The 19,087-nt window shown below is 48.9% G+C and carries 17 protein-coding genes; 13 read left to right on the top strand and 4 right to left on the bottom strand.

Annotation, left to right across the window (positions count from 1 at the left end):
- Positions 1 to 633, bottom strand: coding sequence for an SdpI family protein (locus tag ACY2VW_RS09905; protein WP_461877964.1), 633 nt, complete (start codon positions 631 to 633; stop codon positions 1 to 3).
- Positions 617 to 901: an autorepressor SdpR family transcription factor gene (locus ACY2VW_RS09900; RefSeq protein WP_461877963.1), complete on the bottom strand. Its 285-nt coding sequence runs from the start codon at positions 899 to 901 to the stop codon at positions 617 to 619. The genes ACY2VW_RS09905 and ACY2VW_RS09900 overlap by 17 nt, the downstream gene beginning before the upstream one ends.
- Before the next feature lie 195 nt (positions 902 to 1,096).
- Between ACY2VW_RS09900 and ACY2VW_RS09895 the strand changes: the two genes are divergently transcribed.
- Complete coding sequence (locus tag ACY2VW_RS09895; protein ID WP_461877962.1) at positions 1,097 to 2,278, top strand: MFS transporter; 1,182 nt, start codon at positions 1,097 to 1,099, stop codon at positions 2,276 to 2,278.
- 60 nt (positions 2,279 to 2,338) lie between these two features.
- Here ACY2VW_RS09895 and ACY2VW_RS09890 read toward each other — a convergent pair whose 3' ends face one another.
- Positions 2,339 to 2,776 (bottom strand): aspartate carbamoyltransferase regulatory subunit, encoded by a 438-nt coding sequence (locus tag ACY2VW_RS09890; RefSeq protein ID WP_022462761.1) that lies wholly within the window; start codon positions 2,774 to 2,776, stop codon positions 2,339 to 2,341.
- A 19-nt stretch (positions 2,777 to 2,795) separates the two neighbouring features.
- Positions 2,796 to 3,716, bottom strand: coding sequence for an aspartate carbamoyltransferase (gene pyrB / locus ACY2VW_RS09885; protein WP_461874666.1), 921 nt, complete (start codon positions 3,714 to 3,716; stop codon positions 2,796 to 2,798).
- 260 nt (positions 3,717 to 3,976) lie between these two features.
- Between pyrB and pheA the strand changes: the two genes are divergently transcribed.
- The 12 genes from pheA (at position 3,977) to ACY2VW_RS09825 (ending at position 19,017) form a co-directional block, all read left to right on the top strand.
- Complete coding sequence (gene pheA, locus ACY2VW_RS09880) at positions 3,977 to 5,107, top strand: prephenate dehydratase (RefSeq protein WP_461877961.1); 1,131 nt, start codon at positions 3,977 to 3,979, stop codon at positions 5,105 to 5,107.
- 76 nt (positions 5,108 to 5,183) lie between these two features.
- Complete coding sequence (locus ACY2VW_RS09875) at positions 5,184 to 6,512, top strand: ATP-binding protein (protein WP_461877960.1); 1,329 nt, start codon at positions 5,184 to 5,186, stop codon at positions 6,510 to 6,512.
- 81 nt (positions 6,513 to 6,593) lie between these two features.
- Entirely contained in the window at positions 6,594 to 8,135 is a 1,542-nt protein-coding gene (locus ACY2VW_RS09870; protein WP_461877959.1) for a Ppx/GppA phosphatase family protein, read from the top strand.
- Positions 8,136 to 8,153: 18 nt separating this feature from the next.
- The gene (locus tag ACY2VW_RS09865; protein ID WP_461877958.1) at positions 8,154 to 10,340 is read left to right on the top strand and encodes an RNA degradosome polyphosphate kinase; all 2,187 of its coding nucleotides are present in this window, start codon (positions 8,154 to 8,156) and stop codon (positions 10,338 to 10,340) included.
- Between the two features lie 359 nt (positions 10,341 to 10,699).
- The gene (locus ACY2VW_RS09860; protein ID WP_461877957.1) at positions 10,700 to 11,854 is read left to right on the top strand and encodes an ABC transporter ATP-binding protein; all 1,155 of its coding nucleotides are present in this window, start codon (positions 10,700 to 10,702) and stop codon (positions 11,852 to 11,854) included.
- A 55-nt stretch (positions 11,855 to 11,909) separates the two neighbouring features.
- On the top strand, positions 11,910 to 12,737 hold the full coding sequence (locus ACY2VW_RS09855) for a carbohydrate ABC transporter permease (protein ID WP_461877969.1): 828 nt from the start codon (positions 11,910 to 11,912) through the stop codon (positions 12,735 to 12,737).
- A 74-nt stretch (positions 12,738 to 12,811) separates the two neighbouring features.
- Entirely contained in the window at positions 12,812 to 13,651 is an 840-nt protein-coding gene (locus tag ACY2VW_RS09850) for a carbohydrate ABC transporter permease (RefSeq protein WP_461874681.1), read from the top strand.
- A gap of 63 nt (positions 13,652 to 13,714) precedes the next feature.
- Positions 13,715 to 15,136 (top strand): ABC transporter substrate-binding protein, encoded by a 1,422-nt coding sequence (locus ACY2VW_RS09845; RefSeq protein WP_461877956.1) that lies wholly within the window; start codon positions 13,715 to 13,717, stop codon positions 15,134 to 15,136.
- Between the two features lie 120 nt (positions 15,137 to 15,256).
- Positions 15,257 to 15,985, top strand: a complete 729-nt coding sequence (locus tag ACY2VW_RS09840) for a glycerophosphodiester phosphodiesterase (RefSeq protein ID WP_461877955.1) — start codon at positions 15,257 to 15,259, stop codon at positions 15,983 to 15,985.
- Positions 15,982 to 16,806 (top strand): HAD-IIA family hydrolase, encoded by an 825-nt coding sequence (locus tag ACY2VW_RS09835; RefSeq protein ID WP_461877954.1) that lies wholly within the window; start codon positions 15,982 to 15,984, stop codon positions 16,804 to 16,806. Before ACY2VW_RS09840 ends, ACY2VW_RS09835 begins: the two co-directional genes overlap by 4 nt.
- 186 nt (positions 16,807 to 16,992) lie before the next feature.
- Complete coding sequence (locus ACY2VW_RS09830; RefSeq protein WP_461874676.1) at positions 16,993 to 18,549, top strand: ABC-F family ATP-binding cassette domain-containing protein; 1,557 nt, start codon at positions 16,993 to 16,995, stop codon at positions 18,547 to 18,549.
- Between the two features lie 204 nt (positions 18,550 to 18,753).
- Positions 18,754 to 19,017, top strand: a complete 264-nt coding sequence (locus ACY2VW_RS09825) for a hypothetical protein (protein ID WP_461877953.1) — start codon at positions 18,754 to 18,756, stop codon at positions 19,015 to 19,017.
- Positions 19,018 to 19,087 lie beyond the last annotated feature (70 nt).

Raw genomic sequence — 19,087 nt, 5'->3', positions numbered from 1 at the left:
TTAGATTCCTTTTTGAAACAGGAGAAAGGAATATCCGATCGGAATCAAAACCAGCGCTGCGATCGTGAGAAATAAAATCCATTCAAGCTGCAGAAAGCTGTTTACGATCATGGCAACGCCGCCGATGATCCAAACCCAGCCGGCAAGGCGGTGGGTGCGGTTCCAGTTTTCCTGACTGTGAAGGGTCCATGGAACCTTGATGCCGGTTGTGTAGTTCTGTTTGCATTTTGGCATGTAATTGCCGATGAAAACAAAGAGAAGACCGACAATCCCATTGGCAACAAAACCGATATCAACTGCGATGCCGACTGCGTTTGCATAGATGGAGCAGCAGACAATCAGGGAGGTTACAGGTATGATCCACAGAACAAGACGGATCATCTTCGGGCCGATGTTCTGCCGCTTCGGATCAGAAAAAGTGAAAACAGCGGCAAAAATCTGCAGAGCAGCAAGAAACAGAGGAATACCGATCACTGCCATCGGTTTGCTGCTCCAGCCGTTGGGAACGTTGTTTGTGCCAAAATGGGTGGCAATGGTGTCCGGCATACGATTCCAGAGCAGAAGTCCAATCACCATCGGAAAAAGAGAAATGAGTGTTGTCAGAATCAGAGTTGTTTTATATTTTTTCCACATCAGAAGTACCTCCTTTGAGCTCTGAAATCCAGAGCATGATTTCTTCCAGGACGGAAGTGTTGAGTTCATAATAAATAAAATTTTTTTCCCGGGATTCCAGCACAAGGTCTGCTTTTTTCAGAATACCGAGATGGTAGGAGATGGTTGCGCCTGTCATATCAAAATGAGATCCGATCTCCCCGGCAGAAAGCCTTCCGTTTTTCAGAAGCTCCAGAATCCTTCGACGGGCAGGATCGGAGAGAGCTTTAAATGTTTCTGCGAATGCCATGGAAACCTCCTTTCCAGCAGTATGAATGCAATCTAATTAGAAATCCATCTAAATAATTTTTATCACAGGGAAAGCGAAAAGTCAATAAGCATTTCGAAAAAATTCTAAATAGTTTTGTGATTGATTTTGAGTTGCTATTTTCAGTGGAATACGCTACGATAAGGGAAAAGCTGTAGAAAAAGGGGGACAAAAAACATGAAAAAACACCTGTCCGTGCGCTATGGCACGATTCAGGGCTGCTACTGGATGGGATTATCGGCACTGATGGGGTATGCCAGCGTCTATCTTCTCGAAAAAGGCTTCACAAATACACAAATCGGCCTTCTGACGGCAGTTGGCTGTATCCTGTCAGCGGTTCTGCAGCCTGCGTTGGCATCCTACGCAGATCGGCCGGAAAGCCCGTCTGTACGAACAATGCTCCTTGGAGCGAACCTGATTCAGCTTGTTCTTGTCATTTTCCTTACTGCAACGGCAGAAAGCAGTTCTATGGTGGTAAGGACACTGCTGTACGGCACAAGCATTACGATGTTGATGCTGATGATTCCGTTCGTAAATTCCCTTGGTATGGAGACGATCCGCCAGGGAGAGAAACTTGATTACGGAATCGGGCGCGGCATGGGTTCCGTTGCGTATGCGATTGCATCATGGTTGCTCGGCCGACTGACCGCATCGTTTGGGGCAGATGTCATTCCGATCTGGGCTGTCGCACTGACCATTCTTTTTCTCATCTGCGTATTTTGCTTTCCGTTTAAAAAGGACAGGAAAAAAGCAGAAGCAGAAAAAGAAAAGACAGGCGCAGCAGGCCCTGTTGATTTTCTGAAACGGTATCCGTCCTTCGCAGTAGTACTGCTTGGCTGTATTCTGATCTTTACGTCGCATAACCTGATCAACAGCTTCAATTATCAGATTGCAATGGCAAAAGGAGGCGGCAGCGGTGAGATGGGAAATGCAATGACCATCTCTGCAGTTTCCGAGCTGCCGACGATGTTTCTGTTCGGCTATCTGCTGAAAAAGAAGAGCAGTGTTTTCTGGTTCCGCCTTTCCGGCCTGTTTTTTGCCCTGAAAAGCATGGGAACCTTCCTGGCCTTTAACATTCCGACGTACTACGCTGCTCAGCCGTTCCAGATGTTTGGCTGGGCGCTGATCAACGTCGCCTGCGTCTATTACGTGGACGGCATCATGGAGCCGCAGGATTCGATTAAAGGACAGGCATATATGGCGCTGACCATTACCGTAGGAAATGTGATGAGCTCCCTGTTTGGCGGCTGGCTCATTGACGCAGCAGGAGTTGGCGCGATGTTGATTTGTGCATCCCTGGCGGCCTTCATCGGCTGGCTGATTGTGTGCCTGGGTTCGAAGGAAGTAAAAACTGCATAGGAAAGATAAAAGAAAGCGCCCGAAACCGAACGTGGTTCCGGGCGCTTTGCCGTACAGAGCTTATTTATTTCTGTTTCCTGTATACTTCTCGTCACAGTATTTGCAACGGTAAACCTCTTTTTCCGGGTCAGCCAGGATAAAGACATGTTTTAATCCCTGCTCAATAGAGGTGATACAGCGCGGGTTTTTACATTTAATCACATCAACCACCTGTTTCGGCAGATGAAGTTCTTTTTTCTCCGTAATCTCGCCGTCTTTAATGACATTGACAGTGATATTGTGATCGATAAAGCCTAAGATGTCAAGATCCATCTTATCAACCGAACACTCAACTTTCAAAATGTCCTTTTTTCCCATTTTTTCACTTTTGGCATTTTTAATAATGGCTACGGTACAGTCCAGCTTGTCCAGTCCCAGATCATGGTAAATGGTCATAGCCTTTCCTGCTTTAATATGGTCGAGCACGAAGCCCTCTTCAATACGTCCTACGTTCAGCATAGCGAAAGATGCTCCTTTCTTAATCGACTTTGATGTTCAGCAGCGTCAGAATCAGGGCCATACGTGCATAAACACCGTACTGAACCTGTTTAAAGTAAGCAGCGCGCGGGTCATTATCCACGTCGACGGAGATCTCATTGACACGCGGCAGCGGATGCAGAACCAGCATTTCCGGAGAAGCAAGATCCATTTTGGACTGATCCAGAATATAGAAATCCTTCATGCGGATGTAATCATCCTCGTTGAAAAAACGTTCCTTCTGGACACGGGTCATGTAAAGGACATCCAGCTTCGGGAGAACATCTTCCATTTTAATAACTTCCTCAAACGGAACATTGTTTGCCCGCAGCACATCATCACGGATGTAATCCGGGAGACGAAGCTCCTCCGGGGAGATTAATACAATTTTAATGCCGGTATAACGAACCAGCGCTTCAATCAGGGAATGAACCGTTCTGCCGAATTTAAGATCGCCGCAGAAGCCGATGGTAAGATTGTTCAGGCGGCCTTTTAAAGAACGGATGGTAAGAAGATCGGTAAGAGTCTGCGTCGGATGCTGATGTCCGCCGTCACCTGCGTTGATGACAGGAATACGGGAGTACATCGATGCAACGAGCGGAGCGCCTTCTTTCGGATGACGCATGGCACAAATGTTTGCAAAGCAGGATACCACGCGGATGGTGTCGGCTACGCTTTCGCCTTTAGAAGCGGAAGAAGAATTGGCAGAAGAAAAACCAAGAACAGTACCGCCAAGATTCATCATGGCAGCCTCAAAGCTGAGACGGGTGCGTGTGCTTGGCTCATAAAATAAAGTAGCAAGTCTTTTGCCATCGCAGGCATGTGCATATTTCTCCGGGTTCTGTTCAATATCGTTCGCCAGATCCATTAACTGATCCAGTTCTTCGACAGAGAAATCAAGGGGACTCATTAAGTGTCGCATATATTACCTCCTATGAAGATCCTATTTTTTCTGTGTTCCACCTTAACACAAAACCACGATAAATGCAAGATAAAAAATGGCGGGAAAAGGGTCGAAAAGCAGAGCAATATGAAATGTGAAAAAATAAAGTGAAATAGCAGCCAAAAAGGGAAAAGATTGTACAAAAGCCGAATTTCGGGAGATCTTTTCTTGTAAATTAAACAGAGATGGAGTAAAATATTGATATCTGCAACAAACGCAGAGCAGCAGGAGGACCATATATGTTAGACTTAGGAAAAATCCGCGACGAGATCGATGTCACCGATGACGAGATCGTCCGCCTGTTTCAGCACCGGATGGCGCTGGCGGCGGAAGTTGCGCAGTACAAGATAGAGACAGGAAAAGCCGTTTTTGATGCGGAACGCGAGCGCCAGAAGCTGGAAAAGCTGACAGGCGAGGGAACAAATGCATTCAATACAAAAGGCATCCAGGAGCTGTTCCAGCAGATCATGTCGATCAGCCGGAAGCGCCAGTATCAGCTGCTGACCGAGAACGGCGGCGAGGAGATGACCGATTACACACAGGTTGACCACCTCCCGACGCACGGCAGAAGAGTTGTCTTCCAGGGTGTGGAGGGCGCCTACAGCTTCGGTGCCATGAAAGAATTTTTCGATGATACGATCATGAGTTTCCACGTAGACACCTGGAAAGAGGCGATGGAGGCGATCACAAAAGGCGAAGCCGATTACGCCGTGCTTCCGATCGAGAACTCTACCGCAGGCATCGTATCCGACATTTACGATCTTCTCGTGGAATACCCGCACTACATCGTCGGCGAGCAGGAGCTGCCGGTCGAGCATGTGCTGATGGCACTGCCGGGTGCGAAAGTTGAGGACATCCGTACCGTGATTTCCCACCCGCAGGCGCTGGCCCAGTGCCGCCGCTTCCTCGATTCCAATGAAAACTGGAAGACAGAGGAACGCCTCAATACCGCCGCAGCAGCAAAAGAAGTATCTGAGAGCGGTGATCTTACGATGGCAGCTGTCGGAAGCCCGTACGCTGCCGAGCATTTCGGACTGCAGATCTTAAAAGAAGGCATTTTTGATGCCCAGGGAAATACGACACGCTTCGTTATCATTTCCGGTCAGAAACGTTTTGTGAAAGATGCGCAGAAAATCAGTGTGTGCATGGAGCTGCCGCACCAGAGCGGTTCTCTTTACAATGCGCTGGCGCACTTTATCTACAACGATCTGAACATGACCAAAATCGAGTCCCGCCCGATTCCGCAGCGGAAATGGGAATACCGTTTCTTCGTGGATTTCGAGGGGAACTTAAGCGATCCGGCAGTCAAAAACGCACTGCGCGGACTGCAGGCAGAATCCGCAAAATTCCGGATTTTCGGAAATTATTAATCCAAAAGAGAGGGCCGTACCAAGCGGCCTTTTCGCATAAATAAAATGAAAAACGACAGGAAGGAAGAGACAAAAGATGATTAGAATAGAAGAATGTATCCTCTACCGCGATTTCGCAGAGGGAGAGGTACTGCACGATATGACGATACTGGTGGAGACTTACAAAAAACTGGTCAATGCCCAGATTTCTTTAAAGGACCGCCGGTTCCGTGAGAATATGAGCACGTATGAGCCGCAGTTTTACGAGGCACTGAACCGTCTCGTTGAGATGGCAAACCGCTACGGATTCTCCGGAAACCTCTGGCACGATTATCTGACATATCTGCTGGTTAACAAAGAAAATGCATTTTCTACCTCCTGCGAGATCGTCGGAAAAGTCGAGGGAAGCATCAACCAGATGGCAAAACATGATTTTGTCCGTTTCAAAGAGCTGTTTGATTTCGATATTTGTGTTTTCGACGAAATTTTCGAATCCGGCGACGCTTCCGTCATCAGCGATTACGAGAACACCGACAGCCCGAACAAGCTGTTCAACAAAGAAGTCCGCGACCGCATCTGCGAACTGGCCATCCGTCTTGCAAAAGCAGAATCTGTCGACGAATTTATGGATGATATGATTCAGTTCTACAAAGACTTTGGAGTAGGAAAACTGGGACTGCACAAAGCATTCCGCATCGCACACGTTGGCGAAAATGTTGAGATCATCCCGATCACCAACATCCCGGATGTGCGCCTTTCCGACCTTGTCGGCTACGAAATTCCAAAGCAGAAGCTGATCGACAACACGAAAGCGTTCGTCGAGGGCAAAAAAGCCAACAACTGCCTGCTCTTCGGTGATGCCGGAACCGGAAAATCCTCCAGCATTAAAGGTATCCTGAATGAGTATTACGATCAGGGACTTCGTATGATCGAGGTTTACAAGCACCAGTTCCAGGATCTGAACGAGCTGATTGCGCAGATCAAAAACAGAAATTATAAATTCATTATCTACATGGACGATCTTTCTTTCGAGGAGTTTGAGATCGAGTACAAATACCTGAAAGCCGTGATCGAGGGAGGTCTGGAAAAACGCCCGGACAATATCCTCATCTATGCGACCTCCAACCGCCGCCACCTGATCAAGGAGAACTACAGCGACAAAGAGGGAACGAGACAGGATATGCACACCTCCGATACGGTACAGGAGAAGCTGTCCCTGGTATACCGCTTCGGTGTCAGCATCTATTTCGGTGCGCCGGATAAGAAAGAGTTCCAGAAGATCGTTTCCGTTCTGGCAGACCGCTACGGCGTGAAGTTAAGCGAGGAAGAGCTTTTAGCAGAAGCAAATAAATGGGAATTGTCCCACGGCGGTCTTTCCGGCCGTACCGCGCAGCAGTTTATCGATTATCTGCTCGGAAAACAGTAAAAAGAAAAAGGTCAAAAAGTCCGCTTGGTATTGGGAGCGGGCTTTTTGGGATATCCTTTGAAAAAGAAGGAGGAAGCGTATATGCAGTATTCCACATTTGCTGCCATTGATATCGGCAGCTACGACGTCATTCTGGAGATTTTCGAGATCTCCAAAAAGCAGGGTATCCGAAGCGTGGATAAGATCTGCCATCGGATGGAGCTTGGAAAAGATACGTACACGCTGGGCAAAATCCGCCCGGAGATGGAAGAGGAGCTCTGCCATGTACTCGCAGATTTTGTGCGGATCATGGAGGGCTACCGCGTGGATGCTTACCGCGCCATGGCTTCGAGCGCAATCAGTGAGGCGGCGAACAGCCTCTATGTCCTTGGAAAAATCCGTCAGCTGACCGGTCTTTCCGTCAACGTCCTTTCCAACTCGGAGCAGCGTTTCCTTGGCTACAAGGCGCTTGCGGCGATGGAGGACAATTTCAACAAGGTCATCGAAAAGGGAACTGCGATTCTCGACCTCGACGGCGGCAGTTTTCAGATTTCCCTGTTTGATAAGGACGCCCTTGTGACAACACAGAATATCCGTATGGGTAGTCTTCGTGTCCGTGAGCGCCTCGCCGGAATCCAGAGCGAGACGGAACACTATGAGGAGATGGTCGAGGAACTGATCTGGAATGAAGTGTCGAGCTTCAAGAAGATGTATCTGAAAGACCGCAAAATCGAAAATATCATGCTGATTGGCGATGTTTTCACGGACAGTGTCTACCAGAATATCGAGGAGAAAACGACAAAAATCATTTCCCGTGAGAATTTCAACACCTGGTATGAAAAGATCATCCGCCAGTCACCGATGGAGCTGGCTGTCAAGCTTGGCATCCCGCTGGAGAATGCATCGCTGATGTACCCGTCCGCCGTGATCTACAAATGTCTGATCGACATGATGGAGGCAGAGCATGTATGGATCCCGGGCGTGCATATGACGCGCGGCATCGCATACGAATATGCGGAGCAGATGAAGCTACAAAAAGGCAGCCACAACTTTGAAAATGATATTCTGATGGCGGCAAAAAACATCGGAAAACGGTATGCAGTAAACCGGCCGCACGTCCAGAATCTGGAGATGACGGCGCTTGCCATGTTTGATGCGACGAAAAAGATGCACGGCATGAAAGAACGTGAGCGGCTGCTGCTCCGGATGGCGGTGATGCTGCACGATGTCGGAAAATACATCAGCCTTAATAATGTAGCGGATTCTTCCTATAATATTATCATGTCAAACGAAATCATCGGACTGTCCCATATTGAACGGGAGATGGTCGCACTGATTGCAAAATACAATACGGCGGTGCTTCCGTCCTACGACGAACTGGTGATGGAGTCATCGCTCAGCGCTGAGCAGTATCTGACGGTATCGGAGCTGACCGCGATTGTCCGCCTGGCAAACGCACTCGACCGGAGCCATCTGCAGAAAATCCAGTCGATCCGCGCCATCTTAAAAGAGCGGGAACTGCATCTGTCTCTGACGGTCAACCGTGATTTTACGCTGGAGCAGGGACTGTGCCAGGAAAAATTAGATTTCTTTAACGAGGTATTCAGCATACAGCCGGTTATCAAACTGAAACGGCAGATGTAAGTAAGGAGGGGAAGAAAGATGGATATTACACCATATAAGAAACCAGAATATTTCCGAAACCGCGAACTCAGCTGGATCAGCTTTGATGAGCGTGTTCTGAACGAAGCGCGGGATAAGAGTATTCCGCTGTTTGAGCGTCTGAAATTTATCAGCATTACCTCCTCCAACCTGGATGAGTTTTATATGGTCCGCGTGGCATCTTTAAAGGATCAGGTGCATGCGAATTATACGAAAAAGGATCTGTCCGGCATGAACGCAAAAGAGCAGCTTGCCGAGATCAGCAGGCGGACGCATGAGCTGGTGCAGCTGCAGTACAATACGTACAACCGTTCCGCGGTTCCTTCGCTGGAGCATGTGGGGCTTACGATCATCAGCGAGCATGAGAAGCTGACGAAGGAGCAGGCGGAGTATGTGGATTCTTATTTCGAGGAGAACATTTACCCGGTTCTGACCCCGATGGCGATGGATTCTGCCCGCCCGTTCCCGTTGATCCGGAACAAAACACTGAATATCGGTGCGCTGGTGCAGAAGAAAGACGATTCGCTTCTGAGCCGTGCGGAGGAGAAAAAAGAGAAGAAGGGCAAGGAGAAGGAAAAAGAGAAAGAACTGGAATTTGCAACAGTTCAGGTTCCGTCTGTCCTGCCTCGTTTTATCCTGCTTCCGCAGGATGAAGAAACCGGCCAGCGGTATGCGATTCTGCTGGAGGAGATTATCGAGCGGAATATCGGAAAGCTGTTCTTAAGCTACGATGTGGTCTGCGCACATCCGTACCGCGTTATGCGGAATGCGGATCTTTCGATTGACGAGGATGAGGCTTCGGACCTCTTAAAAGAGATCCAGAAACAGCTGAAAAAACGCCAGTGGGGCGAGGTGATCCGTCTGGAAGTGGAAGATAAGATGGATAAACGGCTCCTGAAGATGCTGGAAAAGGAGTTCGATATCGACGAGGATGATCTGTTCCGGATTCAGGGACCGCTCGATCTGACGTTCCTGATGAAGATGTACGGGCTCGACGGTTTTGACGAGTATAAGATTCCGAAATATACACCGGCGGCGGTTCCGGCGCTGATGAATGACGATGATATTTTCACGAATATCCGAAAAGGAGATATTCTGCTGCATCACCCCTATATGACGTTTGACCCGGTGGTACAGTTTGTCCAGCAGGCGGCGAAGGACCCGGATGTGCTGGCAATCAAGCAGACGCTGTACCGTGTGAGCGGCAATTCTCCGATTATCGCGGCGCTGGCGCAGGCGGCGGAGAACGGCAAGCAGGTTTCGGTTCTGGTGGAGCTGAAGGCGCGGTTTGACGAGGAGAATAATATTGTCTGGGCAAAGATGCTGGAAAAAGCGGGATGCCATGTGATTTATGGTCTTCTGGGGCTGAAGACGCACAGTAAGATTACGCTGGTGGTCCGCCGCGAGGAGACGGGGATCCGCCGGTATGTGCATCTTGGTACGGGTAATTATAATGATTCTACGGCGAAGCTGTATACGGACTGCGGCCTTCTGACGTGTAATGCGAAGATCGGCGAGGATGCGACGGCGGTCTTTAATATGCTCTCTGGTTATTCGGAGCCTGACCGGTGGAATAAGCTGGTGGTGGCACCGCTCTGGATGAAGGACCGGTTCCTGCATCTGATTGCGATGGAGGAGGAGCATGCGAAGAAGGGGCAGAAGGCGCACATTGTGGCGAAGATGAACTCTCTTTGTGACCGGGATATTATTGCGGCGCTTTACAGTGCTTCGGCGGCCGGGGTGAAGATTGATCTGATTATCCGGGGTATCTGCTGTCTGAAGGTTGGTATTCCGGGAGTGAGTGAGAATATTACGGTACGGTCAATTGTGGGTAATTTCCTGGAGCATGCGCGGATTTTCTACTTCTACAGCGGTGGAAATGAAGAGGTGTTTATGGGAAGTGCGGACTGGATGCCGAGAAATCTCGAGAAACGCGTGGAGATTGTGTTCCCGGTGGAGGATGAGCAGATTAAGAAAGAAGTGATGCATATTCTGGATGTGCAGATGAAGGATAATGTGAAGGCCAGTATTTTACAGGCGGATGGGGCGTATGTGAAGCCGGATAAGCGGGGTAAGGTGCTGGTGAATTCACAGGAGTATTTCTGCAAGGAGGCGACGGAAAGAGCGGAGAAACCGAAAGAACAGGAGAACAGCAGGGTGTTTGTGCCGGCGGAACCGGTGGAGTAGGTTCTGAACTGGGGACGGACGCCCCGTAACGCACACAAGGGCGGCGCGTGGTTTCAGGAGCGCCCACTGCGTTGAGTAGAATGAAAAAGTGAAAGTGTAGTGGCTTTGATGCGAGGCTGCTACACTTTTTTTATTTGTGCAGGGAATGAGAAGAAACGTGCGTAGAATTTTACAAAGAATTTTCGTGCGTGAAAAGGCGGAAAAGCAGGAAACAGGGGCGGGTGATTGCGGAAAAAGTAAATGGTTTTGTAAAGCGACCGGTTATTTTATTAACTGGGATTTTACAGGCGGGTGGTGGTGGGCTTTACGGAAAGGAGGATATAATGTGTCTCGGACAAGACGAGGAGGAAGAAAAACGAATGTCAAATATTGTATTGAAGAATGTCTGTAAATCGTATGATAAGGAGCATTACGCAGTAAAAGATTTTTCCCTGGAGATTCCGGACCGGGAGTTTGTGATTTTTGTTGGACCTTCGGGATGCGGAAAATCGACGACGCTGCGGATGATTGCAGGTCTTGAAGAGATCACGGGCGGCGAACTCTGGATTGATGGTCAGCTTTGCAATTACGTCGAAGCAAAAGACCGTGACCTTTCGATGGTCTTTCAGAACTACGCACTCTATCCGAATATGACCGTATATGAAAATATGGCGTTTTCCCTGAAAATCCGGAAACAGCCGAAGGATGAGATTGATAAGAAGGTTCATGAAGCGGCGAAGATGCTTGGCATTGAGCATCTGCTGGACCGGCGGCCGGCGGCGCTTTCCGGCGGGCAGAAGCAGCGTGTTGCGATCGGAAGCGCGATCATGAGACGGCCGAAGGCATTTTTGATGGACGAGCCGCTGTCGAACCTGGATGCGAAGCTGCGGGCGCAGATGCGGGTGGAGCTGGCGAAATTACATAAAGAACTGAAAACGACGATGATTTATGTTACCCATGACCAGACCGAGGCGATGACGCTTGGAACGAAAATTGTGGTCATGAAGGACGGAGTTGTCCAGCAGGCGGATACGCCGGAGCAGATTTACCGTCATCCGGCCAATAAGTTTGTGGCGGGCTTTATCGGAGCGCCGAGCATGAACTTTATGGAGACGATGGTGACAGAGAAAAACGGAGCCGTTTATCTGGAAGCAGACGCAGGGGTTTCCCTTCGGGCGGAAGGGGAAAACGAGATGGTGCTCCGCCGGAATTACCTTGGGAAAATGGTGATCTTGGGACTGCGGCCGGAGGACCTGCAGGAGAAAGCGACGGCAGAAGTGCATGGCATCTGCAGCAGAGAGAACCGTGTTAAAGCGTTCGTGGAACTGCGCGAGATGATCGGCGCAGAAGCATATCTTCATATGCATGCCGGAAGAAACCAGCTTACCGCACGGGTTCCGTCGGAAGCGCCGGTTGCGGTAAAAGAATACATCACGCTGTACGCCGATATGGAAAAAGCGCAGATCTTTGATCCGTTTACCGAAGAAAATATTTTATGTCCGCCGACAGCAAAAGAAGAACGCGCGACGGCGTAAGAAGGAGTAAAAAGTGAAAAAAGCAATTGAAAAGTGTAAAAAAGCAGAAGTTTATATGTACTTGATCCCGAGTCTGGTGATCTTTGGAATCTTTCTGTTTTATCCATTCTTTAAAACCATTTACCTGAGTCTTTATAAGACCAACAAGCTCGGCGAAGCAAAACTGTTCGTAGGACTGGAGAACTACAAAAATCTGTTATCCTCCCCGTCCTTCTACAACAGTCTCTGGGTAACACTGGAATTTGTAGCGATCGTTGTAGTCGGAAGCATGGCGCTCGGCCTTTTAGGAGCAGTCCTCTGCAGCAAGGCATTTCCGGGTATCCGCGTATTCAGTACCTCGTACGCACTTCCGATGGCGGTGGCCTCCAGTTCCGGTGCGATGATTTTCAAAATCATCTTGAACCCGACGATCGGTATTGTAAACAAACTGCTCCATGTGAGCATCAACTGGGTCAGCGATCCGAAATATGCACTGATCTGTGTGGCAGTTCTGACCGCATGGCTGAACAGCGGCATCAACTTCCTGTACTTTTCCGCAGGACTTGGAAACATCGACGATTCCATCTATGAGCGTGCATCTGTGGACGGAGCCAATGCAGTGCAGAAGTTCTTCAAACTGACTCTGCCGGGACTTTCCCCGATCATGTTCTACACTCTGGTTGTCAACATCATTCAGGCATTCCAGTCCTTCGGCCAGGTCAAAATCCTGACGCAGGGAGGACCGGGAGAATCCACTAACCTGATTGTATATTCGATTTACCGCGATGCATTTTTCAACTATCGATTTGGAAGCGCAGCCGCACAGTCCGTCGTTCTGTTTCTGATTGTCATGGCACTGACGCTTGTGATGTTCCGTATCGAAAAGAAAGGGGTTAAATACTAATGTCTACTATAGCAACAACGATTGCCGGGCCGAAAACGTATTCTGCAGAGGAACTGCAGGCGCTGCACCTGGCGATGAATGCGAAAGCAAAAAGAAAGAAAATGATCCAGAAAACAGCACTGATCACGATCAACCTGATCGTCTGCCTTTTTATGCTGTTCCCGCTGCTTTACACAATCAGCGTAGCGTTCATGCCGTCCGGCGAACTCTACACGATGGCCATGAATCTCGTTCCGAAGCATCCTACTTTGCAGAACTTTGTAGAAGCCTTTCATAAAATTCCGCTGGTCCGCTTTGTACTGAACTCCTTCCTTGTAGCAGGAAGCATTACCCTCGGACAGATCGTAACATGTTCCCTTGCAGCCTTTGCCTTTTCCTTTTTGAACTTCAAAGGAAAAAATGTTCTGTTCATGCTGGTCATGGCAACCATGATGGTACCGGGCGAGGCAACGATTATTTCGAACTATCTGACTGTAGGAAGTCTTGGACTTCTGGATACTTACATCGTTCTGATTCTGCCGTCTCTTACGTCTGCGATGGGAATCTTCTTATTCCGTCAGTTCTACATGACCTTCCCGATCTCTCTTTACGAATCGGCGAAGCTGGACGGATGCGGAAATCTGCGGTTCATCGTAAAAATTCTGATGCCGCTGACGAAATCCGCCATGGGCGCGATGGCAGTTTATACCTTTATCAATGCCTGGAATATGTACATGTGGCCGCTTCTGGTCACCGGATCCGACAGCAAGCGTACCGTACAGATCGGTATCAGCATGCTGAACAGCGTCGACGCACAGTCCATCACATTGATGCTGGCAGGCGTGGTCATGATCATCATTCCATCCATTTCCATCTTTATCGTAGGCCAGAAGGCCTTAATCAAAGGAATGTTTTCAGGAGCAGTCAAAGGTTAAAGACTGATTTCCTGTGGAACAGAAAATAGAATAGAAAATATCACGAAAAACGAGGAGAAAAAAATGAAGAAAAAAGTGATTGCATCGATTCTTGCCGCTTCTATGGCAGCTATGGCGCTTGCCGGATGCGGAAACGGAAAAACAACAGGAGAAGCACAGCAGGATACCGCAGCATCCGAGGCTTCTGCAAGCACAACAGCAGGCAGCACAGCAGACGGAGCAGCAGCACCGGATTTAACACAGGATACCAATGGAACAACCATCACCTTCTGGCATTCTATGGGCGGCGTCAACGGCGAGGCGATGGATTACCTGGTCAATAAATTTAATGAAGAAAACACCGACGGAATCACTGTCGAGGCTGTTTACCAGGGGGAATACGATGATACGATCAACAAACTGAAGAGTGCGCAGATCGGAAACATGGGCGCAGATCTCGTACAGATCTACGATATCGGAACCCGTTTCATGATCGATTCCGGCTGGGTGATCCCGATGCAGGAGCTGATTGACGCAGACGGCTACGATGCTTCCCAGATTGAGCCGAACATCGCCGCTTACTACACCGTAAACAACGAACTGTACTCCATGCCGTTCAACTCATCCACACCGATCCTGTATTACAACAAAGATATGTTTGATAAAGCAGGCATCACCGAAATCCCGACCAGCCTGGAGGGCATCCTTGCGATCGGTGATGATCTGAAGACAAAAGGCGGAGCAGGCGAGCCGCTGGCACTTTCCATCTATGGATGGTTCTTCGAGCAGTGGCTCTGCAAGCAGGGACTTTCTTATGCGGATAATGGAAACGGCCGTGATGCAGCCGCAACATCGGTAGAATTCGATTCCAACGGAGGTGCTCTCAATATCCTGAATGAGTGGAAAGCCCTGAATGACGCAGACGTTGCACCGAACGTAGGCCGTTCCGGAAGTGATACCGCAACAACAGACTTTACCTCCGGAAAAGCAGCGATCACCCTTGGCTCTACCGCATCCCTGAAACAGATTTTACAGGATGTCAACGGCAGCTTCGAAGTTGGAACCGCATACTATCCGACCATCAAAGAAGGCGATGAGGGCGGTGTTTCCATCGGAGGCGCATCTCTCTGGGCACTGAACAATAACGATGATGTCAAAGCAGCCGCAACCTGGAAATTCATCAAATTCCTGATTTCCCCGGAATCCCAGGCATACTGGAATGCGCAGACTGGCTACTTCCCGGTAACAACAGCCGCTTATGATGAGCAGACTTTCAAAGACAACGTGGCACAGTACCCGCAGTTCCAGACTGCAATCGATCAGCTGCACGATTCGAAACCGCAGTATGCAGGCGCACTGCTTTCCGTATTCCCGGAGGCAAGACAGATCGTAGAGACAGAGATCGAGAACATGATCAACGGAAGTGAGACACCGGAGCAGGCTGTAGAATCCATGGCTTCCCAGATCAACAGCTCCATTGAAGACTACAATCTGGTGAATGAATAAGAGATGGCTTTACAAAAGCAGGATTTCGTCCTATAGTGAAGATAACAAGAACCCCGAAAAACGCGTCGGAGCCGGAATGCTTCGGCGTGTTTTTGGGAAGAAAAGAGAGGACAAAATAAGATGAAAACAAAAGTATGGGCACACAGAGGTGCCAGCGCATATGCACCGGAAAACACAATCGAAGCATTTCTTCTTGCAGCAGAGCAGGGAGCAGACGGCGTAGAGCTTGATGTGCAGCTGACCAAAGATGGCGAGATGGTCGTTGTCCACGATGAAGAGATCGACCGCGTCAGTGACGGCAGCGGACTGGTGAAGGACTATACGCTGGCAGAACTGAAAAACTTCCATTTTAATAAAACGCACCCGGAGTATGAAAATGCAAAAATCCCGACCCTCCGCGAGGTGTATGAGGCATTAAAACCGACCGGCATGACGATCAACGTTGAGCTGAAAACCGGCATTTTCTGGTATGAAAATCTGGAAGAAAAGGTACTCGCACTGACCAAAGAGATGGGGATGGAAGACCGCGTGATTTATTCTTCTTTTAACCATTACAGCATTGCAAAAATTCTGGAGCTGGATCCAAAAGCAAGCACCGGCATTCTCTACGCAGATGTAATTTATGATGTCGTGAACTATGCGAAAAAGATCGGAACGGGAGCACTCCATCCGGCAACCTATCATGTACAGATGGCAGATTTCCTGCAGGAGTATGTGAAAAGCGATCTCGCTGTCCATGTATGGACGGTCAATGACAAGGCAGAAATCAACCGCCTGATGGATGCCGGCGTTGATGCCGTGATCACGAATTACCCGGATGTAGCAGTTGCCTGCCGCAGGGCGAAGTGACACCGATCAGCGAAAAGAAACTGTTTCTCCTGGATATCGACGGAACCATCTGCGTAGGGAACCGTCTGATTCCGGGAGCAGACCGGTTTTTAAACGGACTGGCGGAGCATGACGGGGATTTCGTATTTATCACCAATAATACGACGATGAGCGTTGCAGATTATCAGAAAAAATTTGCAAGGCTCGGGATTCCGACGACGAAAGAAAACTTTCTGACGGCATCGGTGGCAACGGCACATTATCTGAAACAGAAGTACGGAACCCGCCTGGTTTACGTGCTTGGCACGGATTCCCTGATCCGGGAGCTGGAGAACTTCGGTGTACAGACGACCCGCGATCCGAAAACAGAGGGGATTGCGTGTGTCCTTGCAAGCTATGATAATGAACTGACGTATCAAAAATTAGTGGACATCTGCCGCCTGCTTTCCGAACATCCGGAACTCGATTACGCGGCGACGAATCCCGACTACGTCTGCCCGATCGAATTCGGCTATGTGCCGGACTGCGGTTCCATCTGCGAGATGATCGAGCGCGCCGTCCACCGCACACCGACTTATATCGGAAAACCGGGTACACGTATGATCGAAATGGCACTTGCGATGACGGGATGCAGCCGCGATGAGGCCGTTCTCGTGGGCGACCGCCTCTACACCGACATTGCCTGCGCCAACATGGCGGGGGTATCGGCAGCGCTTGTGCTGTCCGGTGAATCGACGCGGGAGGATCTGCGGAATTCACAGTATCTCGCGGAGTATGTTTATCCATCGGTAAAAGAAATGTATGCAGAGTGGATGTACGGACAGAGAAAGAAATGTTCCTGAAAATACAGATATTTTTGAGAAGACTTCTATCCTTTATGGAAGTCTTCTTTTTGTTTTCAAAACAGGGCAGCTCTCCCAAGAAAATGCTTGCCAAACCCGGCGGATTCCCTATATAATAATTCAGACTGTGATTTTAAGAACTTTAAGAAAAGAACCGGATATGCACAATAAAAGGAGAATTTTCAAATGAGCATTTTAAATGTAGAACACCTGTCCCACGGTTTCGGTGACCGTGCGATTTTTGAAGATGTGTCATTCCGCCTGTTAAAAGGTGAGCACATCGGACTGGTAGGCGCAAACGGCGAGGGAAAATCGACGTTCATGAACATCATCACCGGAAAACTGATGCCGGATGAAGGAAAGGTTGAGTGGGCAAAAAATGTCCGCGTCGGCTATCTCGACCAGCACACCGTTCTGGAAAAAGGCATGACGATCCGCGATGTATTAAAAAGTGCCTTTTCCTGGCTCTACGAGATGGAAGAGCGGATGAACACGATCTGCGACTCCATGGGCGATGCCTCCGAGGACGAGCTGAATGCAATGATGGAAGAACTCGGCGTAATCCAGGAGATGATGGATGCACATGATTTTTATATTCTGGATTCCAGAATCGAAGAGATCGGCCGCGCTCTCGGTCTGGAAGAGATCGGCTTGGAGCGCGATGTCACCGAGCTTTCCGGCGGACAGAGAACGAAAGTCCTTCTGGCAAAACTTCTGCTCGAAAAACCGGACATCCTGCTTCTTGATGAGCCGACCAACTATCTGGACGTGGAGCACATCACCTGGCTGAAGCGGTATCTCGAAGAGTATGAAAATGCGTTCATCCTGATTTCCCACGACATCCCGTTCCTGAACAGCGTCGTCAATCTGATCTACCATATGGAAAACAAAGAGCTGAACCGCTACGTCGGCGATTACGATCATTTCCAGGAGGTCTATGCGGTAAAGAAAGCACAGAAAGAAGCCGCCTACAACCGTCAGCAGCAGGAGATCAGCGAGCTGAAAGATTTTGTGGCGCGGAACAAAGCCCGCGTGGCAACCCGAAACATGGCAATGTCCCGCCAGAAAAAGCTCGATAAAATGGATGTCATCGAGCTCGCAAAAGAGAAACCGAAGCCGGAATTCCATTTCCGCACCGCCCGCACCTCGGGCCGCTTCGTTGTAACTGCAAAAGAACTCGTCATCGGCTACGAAGAGCCGCTCTCCAAGCCGCTGACCTTCGCCGTTGAGCGCGGTGAAAAAATTGTGCTCACCGGTGCCAACGGAATCGGAAAGACGACCCTCTTAAAGAGCATTCTCGGCCTGATCCCGTCCCTTGGCGGCAGCGTGGAGCTCGGCGATTACCTGGAAATCGGCTATTTCGAACAGGAGATGCCAAAAGGCAACACCAACACCTGCATCCAGGAGATCTGGGAAGAATTCCCATCCTACACCCAGTACGAAGTCCGCGCCGCCCTCGCCAAATGCGGTCTCACGACCCAGCATATCGAGAGCCTGGTCCGCGTCCTCTCCGGCGGTGAGCAGGCCAAGGTGCGTCTCTGCAAACTCATCAACCGTGAAACAAACCTGCTCGTCCTCGACGAGCCGACCAACCACCTCGATGTGGACGCGAAAGACGAGCTGAAAAACGCCTTAAAAGAATACAAAGGAACCATCCTCATGGTCTGCCACGAACCAGAATTTTATGACGGTCTGGCAACCAGCGTATGGGACTGCTCGGAGTGGACGACGAAAGTGATTTAATTATATAGGAAGAAAAAACAGCAGAAAACAGATTTTCAGAGAAGCGTTTTCTGCTGTTTTTTACATTTTATAAATAGTCAGATAAAATATTGAATATGCAGAATTAACTATATTTTTCTAAAAATAAGAAAATTCGAAAAAAGATGTTGACTTTTGCTTTTGACGGTGTTATTATAACTAAGCTGTCAGCGAGAGCTACAGTGAATGAGTTCTTTTGAAACAGAAAAACCTAGTTCGGAGCCGGGTGGCTGCCGCGGGTTGCAGAAACTGCTTCAAAAAAACTTAAAAAAGTTCTTGACAAAAGCGAATGAGTTTGATAAAATAAACGAGTTGCTGATTGAAAGAACAGCAAAGAAGTTCGAAAGAGCTTCGAAAAATAAATTAAAAAAGTTCTTGACAAACGAAAAGCTCTGTGATAAAATGAACGAGCTGATCCGAGTCGGAACGGCAGAGATCCTTGATAATTAAACAGTGAAACACATCCTCGAAAGTTCTGAATAAGTAATTCAAAACGATCGAAAGATCCTTTAAAACAGTA

The sequence above is a fragment of the Fusicatenibacter sp. genome (assembly GCF_977045365.1).
Note: the sequence above shows the minus strand (reverse complement) of the source record. Positions and strands in the feature narration are given on the sequence as shown.

Bases quoted from the DNA above. Each gene is read 5' to 3' on its own strand.
- ACY2VW_RS09905 (WP_461877964.1), bottom strand. From the start codon at position 633: ATGTGGAAAAAATATAAAACAACTCTGATTCTGACAACACTCATTTCT.
- ACY2VW_RS09900 (WP_461877963.1), bottom strand. From the start codon at position 901: ATGGCATTCGCAGAAACATTTAAAGCTCTCTCCGATCCTGCCCGTCGA.
- ACY2VW_RS09895 (WP_461877962.1), top strand. From the start codon at position 1,097: ATGAAAAAACACCTGTCCGTGCGCTATGGCACGATTCAGGGCTGCTAC.
- ACY2VW_RS09890 (WP_022462761.1), bottom strand. From the start codon at position 2,776: ATGCTGAACGTAGGACGTATTGAAGAGGGCTTCGTGCTCGACCATATT.
- pyrB (WP_461874666.1), bottom strand. From the start codon at position 3,716: ATGCGACACTTAATGAGTCCCCTTGATTTCTCTGTCGAAGAACTGGAT.
- pheA (WP_461877961.1), top strand. From the start codon at position 3,977: ATGTTAGACTTAGGAAAAATCCGCGACGAGATCGATGTCACCGATGAC.
- ACY2VW_RS09875 (WP_461877960.1), top strand. From the start codon at position 5,184: ATGATTAGAATAGAAGAATGTATCCTCTACCGCGATTTCGCAGAGGGA.
- ACY2VW_RS09870 (WP_461877959.1), top strand. From the start codon at position 6,594: ATGCAGTATTCCACATTTGCTGCCATTGATATCGGCAGCTACGACGTC.
- ACY2VW_RS09865 (WP_461877958.1), top strand. From the start codon at position 8,154: ATGGATATTACACCATATAAGAAACCAGAATATTTCCGAAACCGCGAA.
- ACY2VW_RS09860 (WP_461877957.1), top strand. From the start codon at position 10,700: ATGTCAAATATTGTATTGAAGAATGTCTGTAAATCGTATGATAAGGAG.
- ACY2VW_RS09855 (WP_461877969.1), top strand. From the start codon at position 11,910: ATGTACTTGATCCCGAGTCTGGTGATCTTTGGAATCTTTCTGTTTTAT.
- ACY2VW_RS09850 (WP_461874681.1), top strand. From the start codon at position 12,812: ATGAATGCGAAAGCAAAAAGAAAGAAAATGATCCAGAAAACAGCACTG.
- ACY2VW_RS09845 (WP_461877956.1), top strand. From the start codon at position 13,715: ATGAAGAAAAAAGTGATTGCATCGATTCTTGCCGCTTCTATGGCAGCT.
- ACY2VW_RS09840 (WP_461877955.1), top strand. From the start codon at position 15,257: ATGAAAACAAAAGTATGGGCACACAGAGGTGCCAGCGCATATGCACCG.
- ACY2VW_RS09830 (WP_461874676.1), top strand. From the start codon at position 16,993: ATGAGCATTTTAAATGTAGAACACCTGTCCCACGGTTTCGGTGACCGT.
- ACY2VW_RS09825 (WP_461877953.1), top strand. From the start codon at position 18,754: ATGAGTTCTTTTGAAACAGAAAAACCTAGTTCGGAGCCGGGTGGCTGC.